This window comes from Bacillus cereus group sp. N21 (assembly GCF_016483395.1).
GTDB lineage: Bacteria > Bacillota > Bacilli > Bacillales > Bacillaceae_G > Bacillus_A > Bacillus_A pseudomycoides.
The window spans coordinates 41,764-59,619 of record NZ_JAEHBX010000031.1; the positions used below are offsets into that span (position 1 = coordinate 41,764).

The following is a 17,856-nucleotide window of genomic DNA, read 5'->3' on the forward strand; positions in this document are numbered from 1 at the left end:
TATACAACAAGCTATGTTAAACAATGTTGTTATTTTTTGAGATAAAGAAAGGGAACTCCTATTATTGAGTTCCCTTAAAGCTCCCGATTGTGGAATAATGAGTGTTTAATTTACAAGAACTTTCGATAAACCTGTGTATTATGAAGCGGCTTAAAGCCTAAAGAGGTGTACAACCTCTCAGCACTTTCATTTCCCTCTAGAAAACATATTCGGATTTCTTCGTATCCTTCTTCTAACATCTCGTTCATACCGAATTGTAAAGCCTTACGTCCATATCCATTTCCTTGGTAACTTGGAACAACCATTAAATTATCTAATATCCCTTCTCCAGTAGTAACTGATGCAACAATTTGTTCATTTTCTAACACTAAATATACATTATTTTTATTGTTTAATTTGTATTTTTTTACACCGTCTTCTGGAGCAAGGTAAGGTTTAATACCATTCTTTTCGTGCAACTCGTAATAACATTCCTGTACCATTTTTACAAACTGGTCAAAAAATCTATCTTCATATTTAATCAACTCAATGTCTGCTTTAGGAAAAGTTCCTCCCTTGTATACCGATTCAAGTGAACCCCACCATTTTTCAAACCCCATTTTCTTAGCAAAGCCAATAGGATTTTCTGATTCGACTCTCATATAAGTACACACAAAATCTGGTTTTGTTTTAGAAATTACCTCTTCCATTGCTTTATATAATGTAGAACCAATACCTTTTAAACGGGAATCTGGTTCTACATAAACACTGATTTGAGCAATAGACTCTCCAGCACTATTTGCATAGACAGATGAATATGAGAACCCTTCAATTCCATTTTGTTCATATAGGAGAAATTGCATAGAATTTAGGACAATATCATCTAAAGAACCTACCTCTTCTTCTATCCCCATACTTTTTATTAGATTTAATATACTGACCTTATCTTCTTTTCCCCTATAAACACGTATCATTTAGATAATCCCCATTTAATAGTTAGTCTTCTGCTAAATCCGGTTATTACTTAGTGAAATTTTCTTATGCTTATTCCTCAATCCTATGCTTTAACGAAACATCAAACAATCATCAGTCCGGAAAATTCTGATAAATTAAGTTTATCAGAGGTTAACTGCTCTCAACAATCATTTTACTAACTATGGGGTTATCATTTTGACAAACAACGACAAAAACAGAGGCAGCTGCCCCTGTTTCTCAACACTCTTAAAAGAGCTTGCCTTTAAGAATCTAATACACAATACCCGATCATTCCGCACAATAATAAAAAGAAAGCAATGTTAAATGTAACTGATAATTCTTCCATCTCTATCTCCCCCTTGCTTCCAACATATCACATGGATAAGGAAAGGGATGGGAGCATTTGTAAACATCGCTTTAAAGTTTTCTGAACATTTCGTGAAAATTACGCACTTTGACTTCCTTCTATTTGCGTTTTATACATTTCATAATAACGACCCTTTTTCTGCATTAATTCTTCATGTGACCCTTTTTCAAGAATAGTCCCTCGATCGAGCACAATGATTTGATCTGCACTCTTAATTGTGGAAAGGCGATGTGCAATAATAAATGTTGTTCTTCCTTTCTTTACAACTTCTAGTGCCCCTTGAATCATCGCCTCAGTCTCTGTATCAATACTTGAAGTCGCTTCATCTAACACTAAAATGGCAGGATCGAATGCTAACGCACGTGCAAAAGATATAAGTTGGCGCTCTCCAGTCGATAGGGTACTTCCTTTTTCCGTAATTTCTTCTTCTATATTGTTAGCAAATCGTTCTGCCCCTACATCATGCAGTGCTTTTACAATTCGAGCCTTTGAAATCTTTGGATGTTCTAAACTTACATTCGACGCAACTGTACCACTAAATAAAAATGGATCTTGTAATACAATTCCCATGTGCTCGCGGAGTGCTTGCTTTGGTATATTTTTTACGTCATGCCCATCGATTGTAAGTTTTCCTTTTTGAAACTCATAGAATTGGAAGAGTACATTCATAATAGAACTTTTCCCAGATCCCGTATGACCAACAAGGGCCACCGTCTCTCCTTTTTTTGCCTCGAAAGAAATATTTTTTAACACTTCATCTTTCCCATTATAAGAAAATGAAACATCATCAAATCGAACATTTCCATTAAGACGTGGTATACGTTCCTCTTCCACTACTTCGCCCTTTTCATCCAGCAGTTCAAATACACGTTCCGATGCAACGCGCGCTTGCTCTAAATTCGCAAGCTGGTTTACCATATTTGTAATTGGTGAGAAGAGCCTTGTTAAATAATCGACAAATGCATACAGTATCCCTAAAGAGATAATCCCAGCAGCGCTCAAAGAGGCACCGCCAAAATACCAAATAACCGCTGTAAAAGCAATGTTGCGTAAGACACCCACTAAATTATGCGATGTCGCTGCATTTAAATTTAAAATTTTATTTTGGTACTTAAAGTAATCTTCATTTAATTCTTCAAATTCTTTCTTTATTGCACGTTCTTGACGAAATGCCTGGATGATAGGCATTCCTTGGATGGATTCATTCACTGTTCCATTAATATCTGATAACCGAGAGCGCATCTTATGATTGTACACAGAGGCATATTTTCTATATACAACAGCCCAAACAATTAAAATTGGTACGATAATTAAACATAACAGCGCTAATTTCATATCAAGTAAAAATAAAGCAATAAAGATTCCGATAATATAAATAAAACTAGAAACAAATGTCGCTAAAACTGTTACATATAACTCCCGAATGGCCTCCGTATCATTCGTTACACGCGATACAATTTTCCCTGCTGGTAAATGGTCGAAATAACGAATCGGTAATGTTTGAATATGAGAAAAGACATCTTCACGCATAATTTGAATGATTTTATTAGATGCTTTCTGTAAGAAAAACTGTTTACCATATGCAAATAAAGATACAACTAACAATAGTGCAAAATATCCTCCGCCAAGTAAAAGTAATCGTTTCATCTCAGGTTCATAAAACGAATACACTTCTTTGTTTGTTAACATTTTTGCTTTATACACTTGCGTTGCTTTTCCACTTTGAACTGTAATAATATCTCCCTTTACAGAATGTGTTCCCTCTGCTGCAACCTTATTAGGTACAAAATAATAAGTGAAACCAACTTGTATAATACGAACTTCTTTTCCTTTTTGTTCACCTTGTTCAAAGCGGTCGCTTCGCTTATACCAAGCTCCGTTATAAAGTACGGCATCGTCCCCTTGCACTGTTTCATGCCATGGTTTCTCAATACCGACAATATGATCATCAATCATTGTCTTTGCTACAAATGGGCCTGCAAGCTCTGCAATAACGAAAATAAATAACATTGCAAGTGCCACAAAAATGGTTCCCTTTACTTTCATAGCGTATTGAAATAACCGTTTTCCAACACTCATATTTTCACCTCACCCTCTACGTTTTCGCCCTGCTGTCTTTCAAACTGCTCCGCATACCAGTCACCATTCAAAACGAGCCTATCATGTGTTCCCTCTTCGATAATTTCACCATTATCCATAACGAGAATCCAATCAGCATGCTGCACAGCTGACAGGCGGTGCGTTGTTATAATTGTTGTTTTTCCGCTTCTTTCTCTCCGTATATTTTCAATAATCGCTGCTTCTGTTCGAGCATCCACAGCCGATAATGAATCATCTAAAATTAAAATTTCCGGATTTTGAATCACAGCTCGCGCAATCGAAATCCGTTGTTTTTGTCCACCAGATAGAGAAACACCTTTTTCTCCAACAAGCGTCTCTAATCCTTCTGGAAGAAACTCCAGATCTTTTTTAAATGCTGCAATTTCAATTGCTTTTTGAAGCTCCTCCTCATTTGCTTCTCTGTTCCCAAATAAAATATTTTCTCGTGCTGTTTTTGAAAATAGAATATGCTCTTGCGGTACATATCCAATCCAACTTCGTACGTTTTCGGTTGAAATTTCATCAAGCGCAACATTCGACACCGTAATATCCCCTTCTCCAAGTGGATATTGACGAAGGAGCTGGCGAACAAGAGTCGTTTTACCACTCCCTGTTTTCCCAACAATACCAAGCGTTTCCCCTTGCTTTAATGAAAAAGAAACATTTTTCAAATTAAGCTCAGGTGAAGCAGGATACGAAAAGGAAACTTTATCAAAGTCGATATACTCTGGCTCGTGTACACGCGTCGGCTTTTTCACGTTCTTCACGTCAGGCTCATACGCTAACGTTTCATTGACACGATCTAGCGAAGCATTTCCGCGCTGCATGACATTTATTAATTCACCAATCGCAAACATTGGCCAAATCATCATCCCAAGATAAACGTTAAAAGACACAAGTTCACCAAGAGTAACCTTCGATTGGAACACTAAAAACGCTCCATATACAAGGCCAATTAAATAACTAAGACCAACTAGCATCTTAACCGTCGGCTGAAACAGTGCATCAATTCTTGCTACTTTCATATTTTTTTCATATACATCTGTTCCTAATTGATGAAATCTTTGCTCATCAGCTTTTTCCTGTACATATGCACGGATAACACGCACGCCTGCAATCGATTCAAGTACTTTATCATTCATATCTCCAAAAGCATCTTGAGCAATCGTAAAGCGTTCATGTAACTTCTTCCCATATATATTCATCGCATATGCCATAATCGGCAAGGGAAGAAGTGCCGCAATTGTAAGTTGCCAACTGATTGAAAATCCCATCATAAAAACAATTGTGAGCATATATAAACTAGAATCAACAAGTGTCAAAATCCCAAAACCAGCAGTCATAGCAATCGCCTTTAAATCATTTGTCGCTCTCGCCATTAAATCACCAGTACGATTTTTGTGATAAAAGGTCGGCGTCATTTTCAACAAGTGCCCCATAAATTTTGAACGCATCGTTTTTTCAAGCACGAATGCACCGCCAAATAATTGGTGCTGCCATACGTAGGTGAGTACATACCCACCAACTGCCGCCCCAAATAAAATCCAAACATACTGTATAATCACTTCGTTTGTTAAAGAACCTACTTTTATATGATCAATTGTTAATCCAATTACTTTCGGAGGAATTACCTCTATTACATTTACAATTAGAAGCACTCCAATTGCTATGCTATACCTCTTCCAATGTTCTTTAAAAAACCATGTTAACTTTTGTAATACTGAAAACAATGAAATCTCTCCCTTCTCGATTTTGTTTCAGTCTATTTCTGTTATCCACTATCAAAAGCCCCTGCTTTTACACCGTACCAATTGTACTGTTTCACCATAACTTCTCACCTTCCATATTTTTCTACCCCGCTATTTGCGGGCAGTAAAATCCCCACCTCAAGATTCAGCAAGAAATGAGCACGATAGATAAGGGGATAACTGCCCGTTAATGCCCGATTGGTTCAACTAACCATCCGTGGGAGATAAATCCCCCTTACGAATGGAAGTTTCACTTTATCGAAACCATACAAAGTATGGAAACAACCAAAATAGAGACAAAAAAACGCATACCGCCGCTTGACGATATGCGCAAAAACGCATAAAAGCGTACGTTACGAAATACGCAACGTACGCTTTTTGAAAAAACAAAAAAGCACTATCTTTCCGTACGGGTTGCGTAATGATATGAATGTTTCCCACCATGTAATCCAACTAAGCCAGTCATATTTACCATTACAATCATTACGCGCACCCCCTTCATTTATTTTCCATTTTTAATTTTATAACTTTATCAACTTTTCTGTCAATTGTTTTTTTCATTATTTTACAAAATAAACTTTTATCACCAAAAATAAAAGATGTACAATACCACTTCGATACTCGAAAAAATTATCTATCGATATTATTATAGATAATCCTATATTTCACTTACAAATAAGGTAAACCCCTTTAAGAAAGGGCATACAAAATAAAAATCACATAAGAAATCGTTTCCATAAACATTTTGTTTGAAAAATGTTCTCAAACCCCCTACAATCACCATATACTCACTCTTACAAGTTGCTATTTTAGGAGGACAAATCATGACAACTAGCAATACGTACAAATTTTATTTAAACGGTGAATGGAGAGAAAGCTCTTCTGGGCAAACAATTGATATTCCATCACCATACTTACACGAAGTAATTGGTAAAGTACAAGCAATTACTCGTGAAGAAGTTGACGAAGCAATTAAATCAGCACAACAAGCTCAAAAAGAATGGGCTGAAGCTTCTCTTCAAGATCGTGCAAAATATTTATATAAATGGGCTGATGAGCTCGTAAATATGCAAGATGAAATTGCCGATATCGTAATGAAAGAAGTCGGTAAAGGTTATAAAGATGCGAAAAAAGAAGTTGTTCGTACAGCTGATTTAATTCGTTATACTGTAGATGAAGCATTACACATGCATGGCGAAAGCATGATGGGCGATAGCTTCCCTGGTGGATCTAAATCCAAGCTTGCAATCATTCAACGTGCACCACGTGGTGTTATTTTAGCAATCGCACCATTTAACTACCCTGTAAACTTATCTGCTGCAAAACTTGCACCAGCTCTTATTATGGGGAACGCTGTTATCTTTAAACCAGCAACACAAGGCGCAATTAGCGGTATTAAAATGGTTGAAGCTCTTCATAAAGCAGGTCTTCCAAAAGGACTTGTAAACGTAGCAACAGGACGCGGTTCTGTTATCGGCGACTACTTAGTAGAACATCCTGGCGTAAATATGGTATCGTTCACAGGTGGTACAAACACAGGTGCTCACTTAGCGAAAAAAGCTGCTATGATTCCGCTTGTATTAGAACTTGGCGGTAAAGACCCTGGTATCGTACGTGAAGATGCTGACCTAGGGGAAGCAGCAAAACATATCGTTAGTGGCGCATTCTCATACTCAGGTCAACGCTGTACTGCAATCAAGCGCGTGCTTGTACATGAAAATGTAGCGGACGAGCTTGTTAGCTTATTAAAAGATCAAGTGGCTGAATTAACTGTTGGTTCTCCAGAACAAGACTGTACAATCGTGCCATTAATCGACGATAAATCTGCTGATTTCGTTCAAGGATTAGTTGACGATGCAGTAGAAAAAGGCGCTACAATCGTAATTGGTAACAAACGCGAGCGCAACTTAATCTACCCAACATTAATTGACAATGTAACAGAAGATATGAAAGTTGCTTGGGAAGAGCCATTCGGCCCAATCCTTCCAATCATCCGTGTTTCTTCTGATGAACAAGCAATTGAAATTGCGAACAAATCAGATTTCGGCTTACAAGCAAGTGTCTTCACAAAAGACATTAATAAAGCATTTGCAATTGCAAACAAAATCGATACTGGCTCCGTTCAAATTAACGGACGTACAGAGCGTGGTCCTGACCACTTCCCATTCATCGGTGTGAAGGGTTCTGGTATGGGAGCACAAGGTATTCGTAAGAGCCTTGAGTCTATGACACGTGAAAAAGTAACTGTATTAAACTTAGTATAATATTTCGTGTTAGAAGCTAATCTACGGTTGTAGACTTAGCTTCTTTTTTTATTCCTAGGCTCTGTTATATGGTAATATTTCAGCACAGAAAAAAGAGCTACAATGAGCCCGCTTTCTCTTCTCTCATTAACCAATCCATTACATTCTCAAATAACCTTACAGAATAATTATGTTGTTTTTCTAGACTCAAGTGAAACAAAATATCAAAAATATTTGCTTCATTAGTTTAACACACAGATTAACAGAGCCTATTTCTAAAAAATCCCTCTTCTTTTAATGACAAATTGTTCACTATAGTCTGATTATTACTATATCCATTGACGTATAAAAATTCATTTGTTACCCTTGATTATGTTAATTTAATACATAAATCCTCATTCGTATCTCGGTGAGGTAGAGGTTGCAGTCATTAAGAGTATCATTTCAGGAGATGTAGTGGCATCGATGAATGAATGGGAAAGGAATGGTTGCCGAAGTAAGAAATGCCCACTGTGCATTCTTGCTGGGTCTGCTATTTAATAAGTGCAGAACTGTCACAAACAATTTGTTTGTGGAGAGCTATCGAGAGGTATGTCGTGGGTTTCCTATAAGATAGAAAGCACGTAGCGACAATTACACGTGCTTTTTTTGTTTTGTATGAAGCTTACCTTTCTTCCCTTTTTGGAAGACATACATATCTCCTCGCTTGACTTGGTTATACTAACTTTGGAGGTATTTTTTATGCAACAAAAAAAATGGGGTTTTTGGGTACTGACAGCATTCGTTGTCGGTAACATGGTTGGCGCTGGTATTTTCATGGTGCCAAGTACGTTAGCACAAACAGCAAGCCCACTCGGTGTTACATTAGCTTGGTTAACAACAGGGTTTGGTGTTTTAATGCTAGCTCTTGTTTTCGGTAATTTGGCAATTCGTCGTCCTGACTTAACAACAGGACCACAAAGTCATGCATATGCTTTATTCTCATCACCAAAAAAGAAAAAAATGGCTGGTTTCAGCATAGTTTGGGGCTACTGGGTCGCAAACTGGGCAAGTAATGTTGCTATTATTACATCTTTTGCAGGTTATTTATCACTCTTCTTCCCGATTATGAAAGATACACGTATCTTATTTTCAATCGGCTCTTTCGATGTGGAAGTTGGAAAACTGATTACATTTTGCATCTGTTCATGCTTACTATGGGGAACACATATGATTTTAACAAACGGTGTAAACGGAGCCGGGAAATTAAACTTCCTAGCAACAACAACAAAGGTAACTGGATTCCTTCTATTTATCGTTGTTACTTTGTTTGCATTTCAAGCTTCTAAATTTGGACAATGGTACACACCAGTGATTGATAAAGAAGGCGTGTCACATGGACTACTTTCACAAGTGAATTTAGCCGCTCTTACAACACTTTGGGCATTTATCGGTATTGAATCAGCTGTTCTTTTATCAAACCGTGCGAAATCGCCAAAAACAGTAAAGCATGCAACTGTAGCTGGCTTATTACTAACAGTTGCCATTTATTTAGGAATTACCATTTTAACAATGGGTGTTCTGCACATTGATAAACTTCAAACTTCTGAACGTCCATTAGCCGATGCATTAAATGCTGCAATGGGCCACGGCGGTGGGAAATTGATGGCACTACTTGCTCTTACTTCCCTATTCGGCTCTATCTTAGGCTGGATTTTATTAAGCTCAGAAGTACCTTATCAGGCGGCGAAAGAAGGATTCTTCCCTTCCTTCTTTGCAAAAACAAACAAAAAAGGAAGTCCAATTTATTCACTAAGACTGACAAATATTATGTCGCAAGTCTTCCTTTTCTCAACGTTATCAGGGACCATTGCTGAGGCCTATACATTCGTTATTACTGTCTCAACCTTAGCTTACTTAATCCCTTATCTCGTTTCACCAATCTTCCAATTAAAACTCGTTGCAACTGGTGAAACGTATAAAAACGAACCCGGTTCAAGGATTATGGATGGTATTATCGCAGTCATTGCACTTTGCTATGCACTGTGGGTCATTAAAACTGGATCCTCAGATATAAAAACATTCCTTCTTGGAATCGGCTTATTTGTAATTGGCTTTGCATTTTATCCATTAATGAATCGCGATAAGAAAAAAAATGAAGAAAATAAAAACGAGCAAATTGCTTAAAGCAATTTGCTCGTTTTTATTTTTGTATAAGAAAGAAACCTATATAATAGAAGACAGAGGTGAAAAAACATGTCAATCGAAACACTATGGAGCACTCGTTTCCAAAAGCATATTCAAAACGTCATCATGTACTTTGCACGCATGATTAGCGGTCTACTATACAGTTTTATCTTCGTCTCATGCATTGGTGCGTATTATTACGCCAAGTTTCTTAAAACATCTCCTTCTAAAGGCATTTCATTAATCATCATTATATCTCTGCTTACCATCATGATAACGAGATGCCCGATTCGTACTTTTATCCAGAAGCCTGACGCTGTCTATTTACTGGCACTCGAAGAGAAATTAACATCTTATTTCAAACAGTCTCTTCTATACAATTATGTCATTCAACTTTTTCCATTGCTATTTACGTTTCTAATCATTACACCGCTAGCAATGCAAACATTACAGACAACCGTTCCATTCTTATGTACGATCTTTTTCATTTTAATGTTAATAAAAGGTTGGAACCTATATATCAATTGGATATGGCGTGATCAATATAACAGCCAAATCTGGTTTATTATTCGCTTCACTTGTAATGCACTTATTCTTTATATGCTCTTTCAGTCCGTATCAGTTGTTCTATTAGGTGCGATGCTATTACTTCTTGTCTTCCTACTTGTTTATACAACAAAACAACCAACAAAACGAATTGGATGGGAATATATAATTGAGCAAGAAGAAAAAATGGACATGCGCTTTTACCAATTTGCAAACTTTTTCACCGATGTCCCGCAGCTGAAAAAACAAGTAAAACAAAGAAAATGGCTAACAAGTTGGCTAGAACCTATATTACATAAAAAACAATCTACTTTTTTATATTTGAACACTTTATCATTCTTACGTGCGAATGATTATTTTGGTATATATATGAGATTGACTATTATCGGTTCTTTCATTTTATATTTCGTACCAAATGTATTTGTAAAAGGCGCTATCACTTGCTGTCTCTTATATATGACTGCTATGCAATTGCGTTCCTTATGGAAATATTTTTCGGGAAATACTATTGTAGCATTATATCCGATTTCATTTAAAGAAAGAGTACGTCAATTTCTCACTCTTATATTTTCATTAGCAATCGTTCAGCTAGCGTTATTTTCCATTATTTTATTTGCTGCACTACAGGATTTTTTGCCTGTTCTTTCAACTGTTATAGTCAGCATATTTTTCATCAAATTTATTATCTTACCAAAAACAAAAAAACGAATTTCTTCTTCGGGAATTTAAATGAATGATTGTGTATTCTAAAAGAAAAAACAGAAAGTTTAGCTAAAGAAGCTACACTTTCTGTTTTTATATTCTCAACAATCAAATAGATTAGGGAAAATAAAATGAGTAAATTAAAGAATTCATCTGTATCCTCTTTTCTATTTTTTCTTCTTATCTATATCTTTTTGTAAGTGTACAAAATGGCATATTACCTTAGGATCATTCAAGAAAGCATATTTTCCATTTCTCTCTTTTTCTACCACTTGCATTTTTCGTTCCACATCATTCATAACTATTGTTATTCAAAATAAGAAGCTACTAGTAAAAAAAGAGAGCAGATTATCTGCTCTCTTATGATGCCTCATTATGTTCAGAGGAGTGCTTAACACTTCCCATTCTCTTCAATTTATTCCATCCTACCGCAACCCCACGAATAGATGAAAATACAGATTTAATTACAACATAAGTCATAAATTGACGATAAATAAAGCGTTGTAAAATTAACCATGCTAATGGTTTAGGATTCTCTTTCTCTAATTTAAATGCAAAAAGAGAAGCGAGAAGATCCATTAGAAAGAATACAAGATAAAATCCCAAAACTTTTAGCGGATTGCTACCAAATAGCCCTATAATCATTAATATATCTGCTAAAGGAGCAATGAACTGCAGGACATATTGGAACAACCACATATTAGGTAATGCAACAAACCCTAATGTTTTATGCTTTGGATTAAACAATGCCTTTCGATGCTTCCAAAGACATTGGAGTGTACCATACGACCAACGATATCGCTGTTTAATGAGACTTTTCACATCTTCAGGCGACTCCGTATAAGCATATGCTTTTTCTTCATATACAATTCGATGCCCTTGACGTAAAAATGTTATAGTAAGATCCGTATCTTCTGCAAGTGTATCTTCGCTTAAATATCCAGATTCAACTACATTCTTTTTACGCCATGCTCCAATAGCTCCAGGAACTACCGTGATACAATTCAACTCATCAAAAGCTCTGCGTTCTAAATTAAATCCTGTAATGTATTCAACATGTTGCCAAGTAGTTAACAAATTCCGTCTATTTCCCACTTTGACATTTCCTGAAACTGCTGCTACATTATGATCTTCAAAGTGTCTAATCATTAGAGAAATAGCGTCTTGCGCAATAATAGTATCCGCATCTAAAGTGACAATAATTTCTCCTCGTGATTTTTGAAATCCTAAATTCATTGCGGATGATTTCCCACCATTTTCTTTCTGAATTAAACAAACTTTAGGATGTTTATGGAATGCTTCTTGAATTACTTTTGACGTACCATCTTTCGATCCGTCATCAACAACAATAACTTCAAACTCTCTATAATCACTATCCAAAATTGAGCGAATCGTCTTGGTTATAACCTTCTCTTCATTATATGCTGCTATCACAACACTAACGAAAGGTTGATAAGACGAATTAGTAAATAAACGAGATCTTGTTTTCCTTTTTTGCTTGAATGCAAAATAAATTAAAAATAGGAATCGGAAAATACCTAATCCAATAGCAATATAAAAAATAGTTGTTAATATATGCTTAGAATACCCCGCTCCTGAAAAAACAGCTTTGTTGTAAAGTAAATATTGCTTACCCTCAGAAGAAACGGGAGGCATTACTTCATCTCGTTCTTTATCCATTAAATCTGAAATTGTTACAAAACTATATCCATGCTTTTTAAGATCTTTAATAATAATTGGCAGCGCCTCTACCGTATGAGTACGATTTCCTCCTGCATCATGGAGAAGAATAACATTTCCCTCCCCCTTATAAATGGGATTAAGAGCACGCTTTACCAATTCATTTGTTGAGGGCGTCGCCCAGTCCTCAGGATCAACTTTTTCTGCCACCATTGTATAGTTCATATTTTGTGCACGCAAAATAGGTACTATTTCATTTGGTGAATCCAGCTCAGCATCCGCTTCATATGGTGGCCTAAATAAAACCGTAGAGTGTCCAGTTATTTCCTGAATCAGGCGCTGAGTTGTATTCAGTTCTACTTTTGTTCGTAGTAAAGACGTATCAGCTACGTTAGGATGCTTGAAGGTATGATTGCCAATTTCATGGCCTTCATCGTATATTCTTTTAACAAGATTAGGATTTATTTGGGCGTTTTCACCAAGTACAAAAAAGGCTGCTTTTACTTTATGCTCTTTTAATATATCTAGAATTTCCGGTGTGTATTTAGGATCTGGTCCATCATCAAATGTTAGTACTACTTGTTTTCCTTTTGGTTTTCCATAGCGTTTCACTTGATATGAAGATGGTAGTGATTGATATACTTCATCTGTAAGATAACCTTCTTTGCCTACTTTAAAATCTCTCAATCCATTTTGTCTTTCATTCTCAATCTGTAAAATTTCGCCTTGCCCAGAATAATTTACTTCATCTAAACTAGCGATTTTATGTAATGCATCAGGATTATTTTGTACCTCAATAGGATCTTTTAAAGCTTTCCATACAGTAGGATCTTCTGCTCCTAGTCTCCATAATGCAAATCCCTTTGCATTGTTGTTCATTGCGATTTTTGCTTGATTATAAAGAGTAACACCATCTAAGAACCAAGCAGTATGTTCTTTCGCTCCTTTTTTATATCGAAAATAAGGGTTTCCACTAATCTTATCCCATTGAATTTTTATATTTGAATCATGAGCCATTGTCATAACTTCTGAGAAAGTTAAAGACTTCGCAGGTTTTTTGCTATTTACTTCCCAATCATATCCATAGTTACCGAAAGCAACTATAAGTTTCTCAGAGGGAATGTTTAGATCATTGAGCGTATGTTCAAACCATTTATTTGAAGCAATTGGTCCTGGTGTCCCTGCTCCATAGTGCTCATCATACATCATTACAATCATACGATCTATTACTTTGGCTAATGCACCATAATCAAAGGCTTTATCATTAGCAGGGACATCTTGCGTTACGAGCAAATGATGTTTGTGAAAGACCGTAGTAAGTTCTTTCATGAAATTTGTTAATTTATCTCTATCGCCTTCAGGTATTGACTCAAAGTCAATATTAATACCTGCAAATTGATTCTCTTCAATTCGCTTTACTAAATCATTAATAAACTTTGTCTGTACATCATCTGAATCATTCAGTAACTTATGAATAAGTTTACTATCAGGACCAGAAGCTTCTTGCGTATAGTTAGTAAGCAAAGGCATAATTTTCACATGATTTTTTTTTGCTAACTTTACAATGTCAGGCTTAATCTCACTACTAATTGTTAAGTCTGCTTTTAAGTGATACCATTCTGGTACTAACATGGTTAATGAATCGATATTTTCTTTTAAAGAAGCAGTACTATTTTCATCCCAGTTTACATAAAAACCATAAACTTCTTTAGGTTGTTCGCCATTGCCTGTTGATTTTTCTGAATTTTCATTATTCTTTATTTCGGTATTAGGAGATTTGAATTCTTCCTTCTTTAACTGCTGGTCGCTGAGTTTTTGATTAATAGGTACAAGTTTAGTATCTTGCTTTACAGAAGGATTCATATTTGGAATTTCTGGTGTTGAAAAAATACTTCGAAAGAAAAAATAAAATACAATACTTACGCTAACTATTGAGATACATAGAAACCAACTGAAAGCTATTTTTCTTCTTCCTTTAGGATCATAAAAAACGGGTTTTGAGTTATCTGTCTTTTGTTGAATTTTTTTCTCCATTATTTTTTTACATACTCCTTTTCTTTTTATTCTAAGTACAAACGCAAACTATTTTAATAGATAGACCTTCTAGGGTTCTGGTGTGAAAATAGCTTAATAGGAATATAGAACAGTAATTTCCCGTTAACTTTGAGATCAAACGACTAATCCAAATAACTTATGAATGACTTCAACCTCATTTTGGGCAGATTTCACCCTTTGGTGAAGTTGCCCTTTTTTCATCATATGCATGGCTTCGATACCTCTCAAAATCAAGGTTGCTGTACGAAATGATTTCAATTCTAATTGCTTTCTTCACTATACATATTCGGAGGAAATAAAAATTTTATGGGGGTCAAAAAAATATTTTTTTATAAAAATAGATAAACAATTTTTTTCAAAAATAAAAAGCTGACAATTTCATCAACTTTTTCATAGATTCATATGTAAAAATACTCGCATTCATTTTATCTCGCTATTCGCGGGCAGTAAAACCCTCACATATCAATATTCTTTATACAGTTTCATCCCACACCGACCAAGCCGCTTCGAACATATTTCCATCTAAGTCCCAAAAATAAAAATACTTAGCTTCATTATTCCCTAGCGTTACAATTTTTTCTACTCTTACTCTGGCTTTGAAATAAAATCACGATGCTTTGAATAAAGACGCGAAGTTCTTAAGAAAGTTGCGACGTTTCTAAAAAAGATGCGATGCTTTATCCCTTCACGTAAAGAATTCTAAGTGAATTTTGATTAAACTTTTTTATAAAAATATCATATTTTGGGTTATATAAAATATGTATTGTCCTTTACTTATTGGGAATTTTTCATTTAGGTCTTGATAAACAATGTCCCCTATACTTCTTAAATATTCTATGGATTTTTCTTTTCTTTCCCCTGATGTTGCGTGGCAGGAACGTTTTTGTCCTCTTTTTTATGCCCGTTGTTTTCGTTTATATTGCCTTTATTTTCTTGCTGAGACTCTTTATTTTCTTGTTTATATCCTTTACCGTTGTTTTCTTGCTGAGACTCTTTATTTTCTTGTTTATACCCTTTACTGTTGTTTTCTTGCTGAGACTCTTTATTTTCTTGTTTATACCCTTTACCATTGTTTTCTTGCTGAGACTCTTTATTTTCTTGTTTATACTCTTTACCGTTGTTTTCTTGCTGATGCCCATTATTTCCTTTTGATTGCTGGGGTTGCTGTTCCTGGGGTTGCTGTTCCTGGGATTGCTTTTGTTCTATTTGCTCTTGCTTCTCATATCTTTCTTCTTTTACAGGAGACAAATCCGATGATGCATCGGATGATGACTTTGGTTGCGAATGTATCTCCTGAGGGTGTTCCTCCTGATTAGACGGCGGTGCAGGAGGAGTAAGCGATTTCTTCTTCTCATTCTCTTGCTTTATATAGACGCCTGTGCCGACTCCTGCTTTCTTGGCATTCTCTCGCACTTGCATCGTACTCACTTGATATACGACTGTAACATGTTTTGTCTCATACTCTTTCTTTAATCCTTGCATAGCCTTTTCCAACTGTGGTTCTAGCGACTTTTCCTTTGTAACAGCTGTTAGCATAACTTGCTTGTCATTCGTTAAGTATCCATCCTCTTGACTTTGCTTTACAATGGTACGTACTACATCTTGCAAAGGTTCATTTTTCCATCGTTTCATTTCTTTTAAAATGCGCTTTCCATCATCATTACAAGCTCGCAAATCTATAACACGAAGGTCCTTTGTTACGCCCGCCTCTAAACTTGGATTAATATCAATTGAGACATAAGCGAGTGCTTTTTCTTCCGGCTGGTTGTAGAAAAACAGAAACACACATAGAAAACAAGCAACAAGTAATGATGCAGGCTTTAAGAAAGAAGGGATTGAAAAACGCGGTACTCTTTGTTCTTGTTCGTTAAACGAGATTTCCTCTCCAATCATATAAGAGTGCGATTTTCTTTTAAACGTAATAAACTCTCCATCTGGAGTTAAAACAACTACGCTATGTTTTTTTATATCCATCACAATCCCTTTATTCATCATGCTTCCCCCCTCTTATATAATCAAGAATATATGTATAGTTGTTTGCAAAGATAATACACATTGCAATAATGTATTTTCTATGCCGCTCCAACGTTTTCCGACTTGCCCTAACACGCGGTTCAATGTGTTTAAGCGGTAACCTTTTCTTTCGGAACAGCTCTTCCATCATTTTCTCTTCTTTTATAATAATCTTTGCAATTTCTATTAAGTGCTCACGCGTATCACGATGCTTTGGAGATTCCTTAGCAAGCTCTGAAAATGTGATTTTAAACTCAGCTAGCACAATTTGAAAATGAAGAATTTCCTCCTTACGGTTACTGTTTTCCATCTCTTTCATATACTCCGTAAGCGATACCTGCATTTCTACCATTTCCTCTTGTTGGTCTTCTTTTAAAAAGACGAGATTATGCTTAGACTCCTTGCGTATATAGTCAATTACATCTCTTTTTATAACAAGCTCAGCAAACGCTAGAAAAGATTTTCCTTTTTTATATGAATACTGTTCAATTGCTTGATTAAACGCAAACAATCCAATGCTGTATTCATCATCCTGCTCTGTAATATACCGGCGGCAGACAGACGAGATTGATTTTCGAATAAAAGGCCGATACTGTGCGATAAAAGCTTCCTTATCTCCTCTGTTGTTTTGTATGTTACATACGATATCTTCTATTTTCGGTTTTTTTATGATTTTCATCACTAAACTCAACACTAGTAATCCCCCTCCCTCCTTTTGCTTCAAATAGCAAAATGGTCACTAAAGAAGTGACCATTTTATCACATTTTCTTACTATTTTTCTTTGTGCTTGTCTTCTTGCTGTTCTTCATGCTTTTCGTGACCGACTTTTTTACCGTTGTCTTGATGATCATTCTTTTCTGTTTGACCCTTTTGGTTTGATTGCTCATGCTTCTCATGAGAAACAGCCGGTTTATGTGCTGGTTGCGCTGGTTGTGCTGGTTGTGCTGGTTGTGCCGGTTGTGCTGGTTTTGCCGGTTGTGCTGGTTTTGCTGGTTTTGCTGGTTTTGCTGACTGTGCCGGTTGTGCTGGTTTTGCTGGCTGTGCCGGTTGTGCTGGCTGTGTTGCTTGTGTTGCTTGTGTTGCTTGTGCTGGTTGTGTTACTTGTTCTGGTTGCGTTACTTGTGCTGGTTTTGCTGGAGTTACTTCTGTATTTTGATCTGCTTTCTTGTTTTCTTTTGCAATAGCGTCCGCTTGTTTTTCTTTCTCTTTCTCTTTCTCTTTCTCTTTCTCTTTCTCTTTCTCTTTCTCTTTCTCTTTCTCTTTCTCTTTCTCTTTCTCTTT

Annotated in this window: 10 protein-coding genes, 1 pseudogene and 1 riboswitch; of the genes and pseudogenes, 3 read left to right on the forward strand and 8 right to left on the reverse strand. The window is 36.0% G+C overall.

The features are described 5' to 3' along the window. Positions 1 to 110: 110 nt before the first annotated feature. The 3 genes from JDS96_RS17590 to JDS96_RS17600 form a co-directional block, all read right to left on the reverse strand. The gene (locus JDS96_RS17590) at positions 111 to 953 is read right to left on the reverse strand and encodes a GNAT family N-acetyltransferase (protein ID WP_199667591.1); all 843 of its coding nucleotides are present in this window, start codon (positions 951 to 953) and stop codon (positions 111 to 113) included. A gap of 446 nt (positions 954 to 1,399) precedes the next feature. Continuing rightward, positions 1,400 to 3,400 (reverse strand): ABC transporter ATP-binding protein, encoded by a 2,001-nt coding sequence (locus JDS96_RS17595; protein ID WP_199667592.1) that lies wholly within the window; start codon positions 3,398 to 3,400, stop codon positions 1,400 to 1,402. Beyond that, positions 3,397 to 5,151 (reverse strand): ABC transporter ATP-binding protein, encoded by a 1,755-nt coding sequence (locus tag JDS96_RS17600; RefSeq protein ID WP_033795917.1) that lies wholly within the window; start codon positions 5,149 to 5,151, stop codon positions 3,397 to 3,399. Before JDS96_RS17600 ends, JDS96_RS17595 begins: the two co-directional genes overlap by 4 nt. An 842-nt stretch (positions 5,152 to 5,993) precedes the next feature. Between JDS96_RS17600 and JDS96_RS17605 the strand changes: the two genes are divergently transcribed. From JDS96_RS17605 to JDS96_RS17615, 3 genes are all read left to right on the forward strand, one after another. Then, complete coding sequence (locus JDS96_RS17605; protein ID WP_097786660.1) at positions 5,994 to 7,433, forward strand: NADP-dependent glyceraldehyde-3-phosphate dehydrogenase; 1,440 nt, start codon at positions 5,994 to 5,996, stop codon at positions 7,431 to 7,433. A gap of 386 nt (positions 7,434 to 7,819) precedes the next feature. Next, positions 7,820 to 8,002: riboswitch (Lysine riboswitch) on the forward strand. A gap of 151 nt (positions 8,003 to 8,153) precedes the next feature. Continuing rightward, positions 8,154 to 9,578, forward strand: coding sequence for an amino acid permease (locus JDS96_RS17610; RefSeq protein ID WP_006093664.1), 1,425 nt, complete (start codon positions 8,154 to 8,156; stop codon positions 9,576 to 9,578). Positions 9,579 to 9,647: 69 nt separating this feature from the next. Then, complete coding sequence (locus JDS96_RS17615) at positions 9,648 to 10,853, forward strand: ABC transporter permease (protein WP_199667593.1); 1,206 nt, start codon at positions 9,648 to 9,650, stop codon at positions 10,851 to 10,853. 333 nt (positions 10,854 to 11,186) lie between these two features. Here the strand turns inward: JDS96_RS17615 and JDS96_RS17620 are convergent, their stop codons facing one another. From JDS96_RS17620 to JDS96_RS17640, 5 genes and pseudogenes are all read right to left on the reverse strand, one after another. Beyond that, the gene (locus tag JDS96_RS17620; protein WP_199667594.1) at positions 11,187 to 14,540 is read right to left on the reverse strand and encodes a trifunctional glycoside hydrolase family 18/polysaccharide deacetylase/glycosyltransferase family 2 protein; all 3,354 of its coding nucleotides are present in this window, start codon (positions 14,538 to 14,540) and stop codon (positions 11,187 to 11,189) included. 135 nt (positions 14,541 to 14,675) lie between these two features. Next, positions 14,676 to 14,834 (reverse strand): annotated as a pseudogene (locus tag JDS96_RS17625) (IS6 family transposase); the annotation flags it as partial. Positions 14,835 to 15,395: 561 nt separating this feature from the next. Then, positions 15,396 to 16,553, reverse strand: coding sequence for an anti-sigma factor domain-containing protein (locus tag JDS96_RS17630; RefSeq protein WP_199667595.1), 1,158 nt, complete (start codon positions 16,551 to 16,553; stop codon positions 15,396 to 15,398). Beyond that, positions 16,546 to 17,268 carry an RNA polymerase sigma factor SigI gene (gene sigI, locus JDS96_RS17635; protein WP_199667596.1) on the reverse strand — a complete coding sequence of 241 codons (723 nt, stop codon included), beginning with the start codon at positions 17,266 to 17,268 and terminating at the stop codon, positions 16,546 to 16,548. Before sigI ends, JDS96_RS17630 begins: the two co-directional genes overlap by 8 nt. A gap of 78 nt (positions 17,269 to 17,346) precedes the next feature. Then, the coding region (locus JDS96_RS17640; protein ID WP_199667597.1) for a hypothetical protein at positions 17,347 to 17,856 on the reverse strand (510 nt) is incomplete at its 5' end.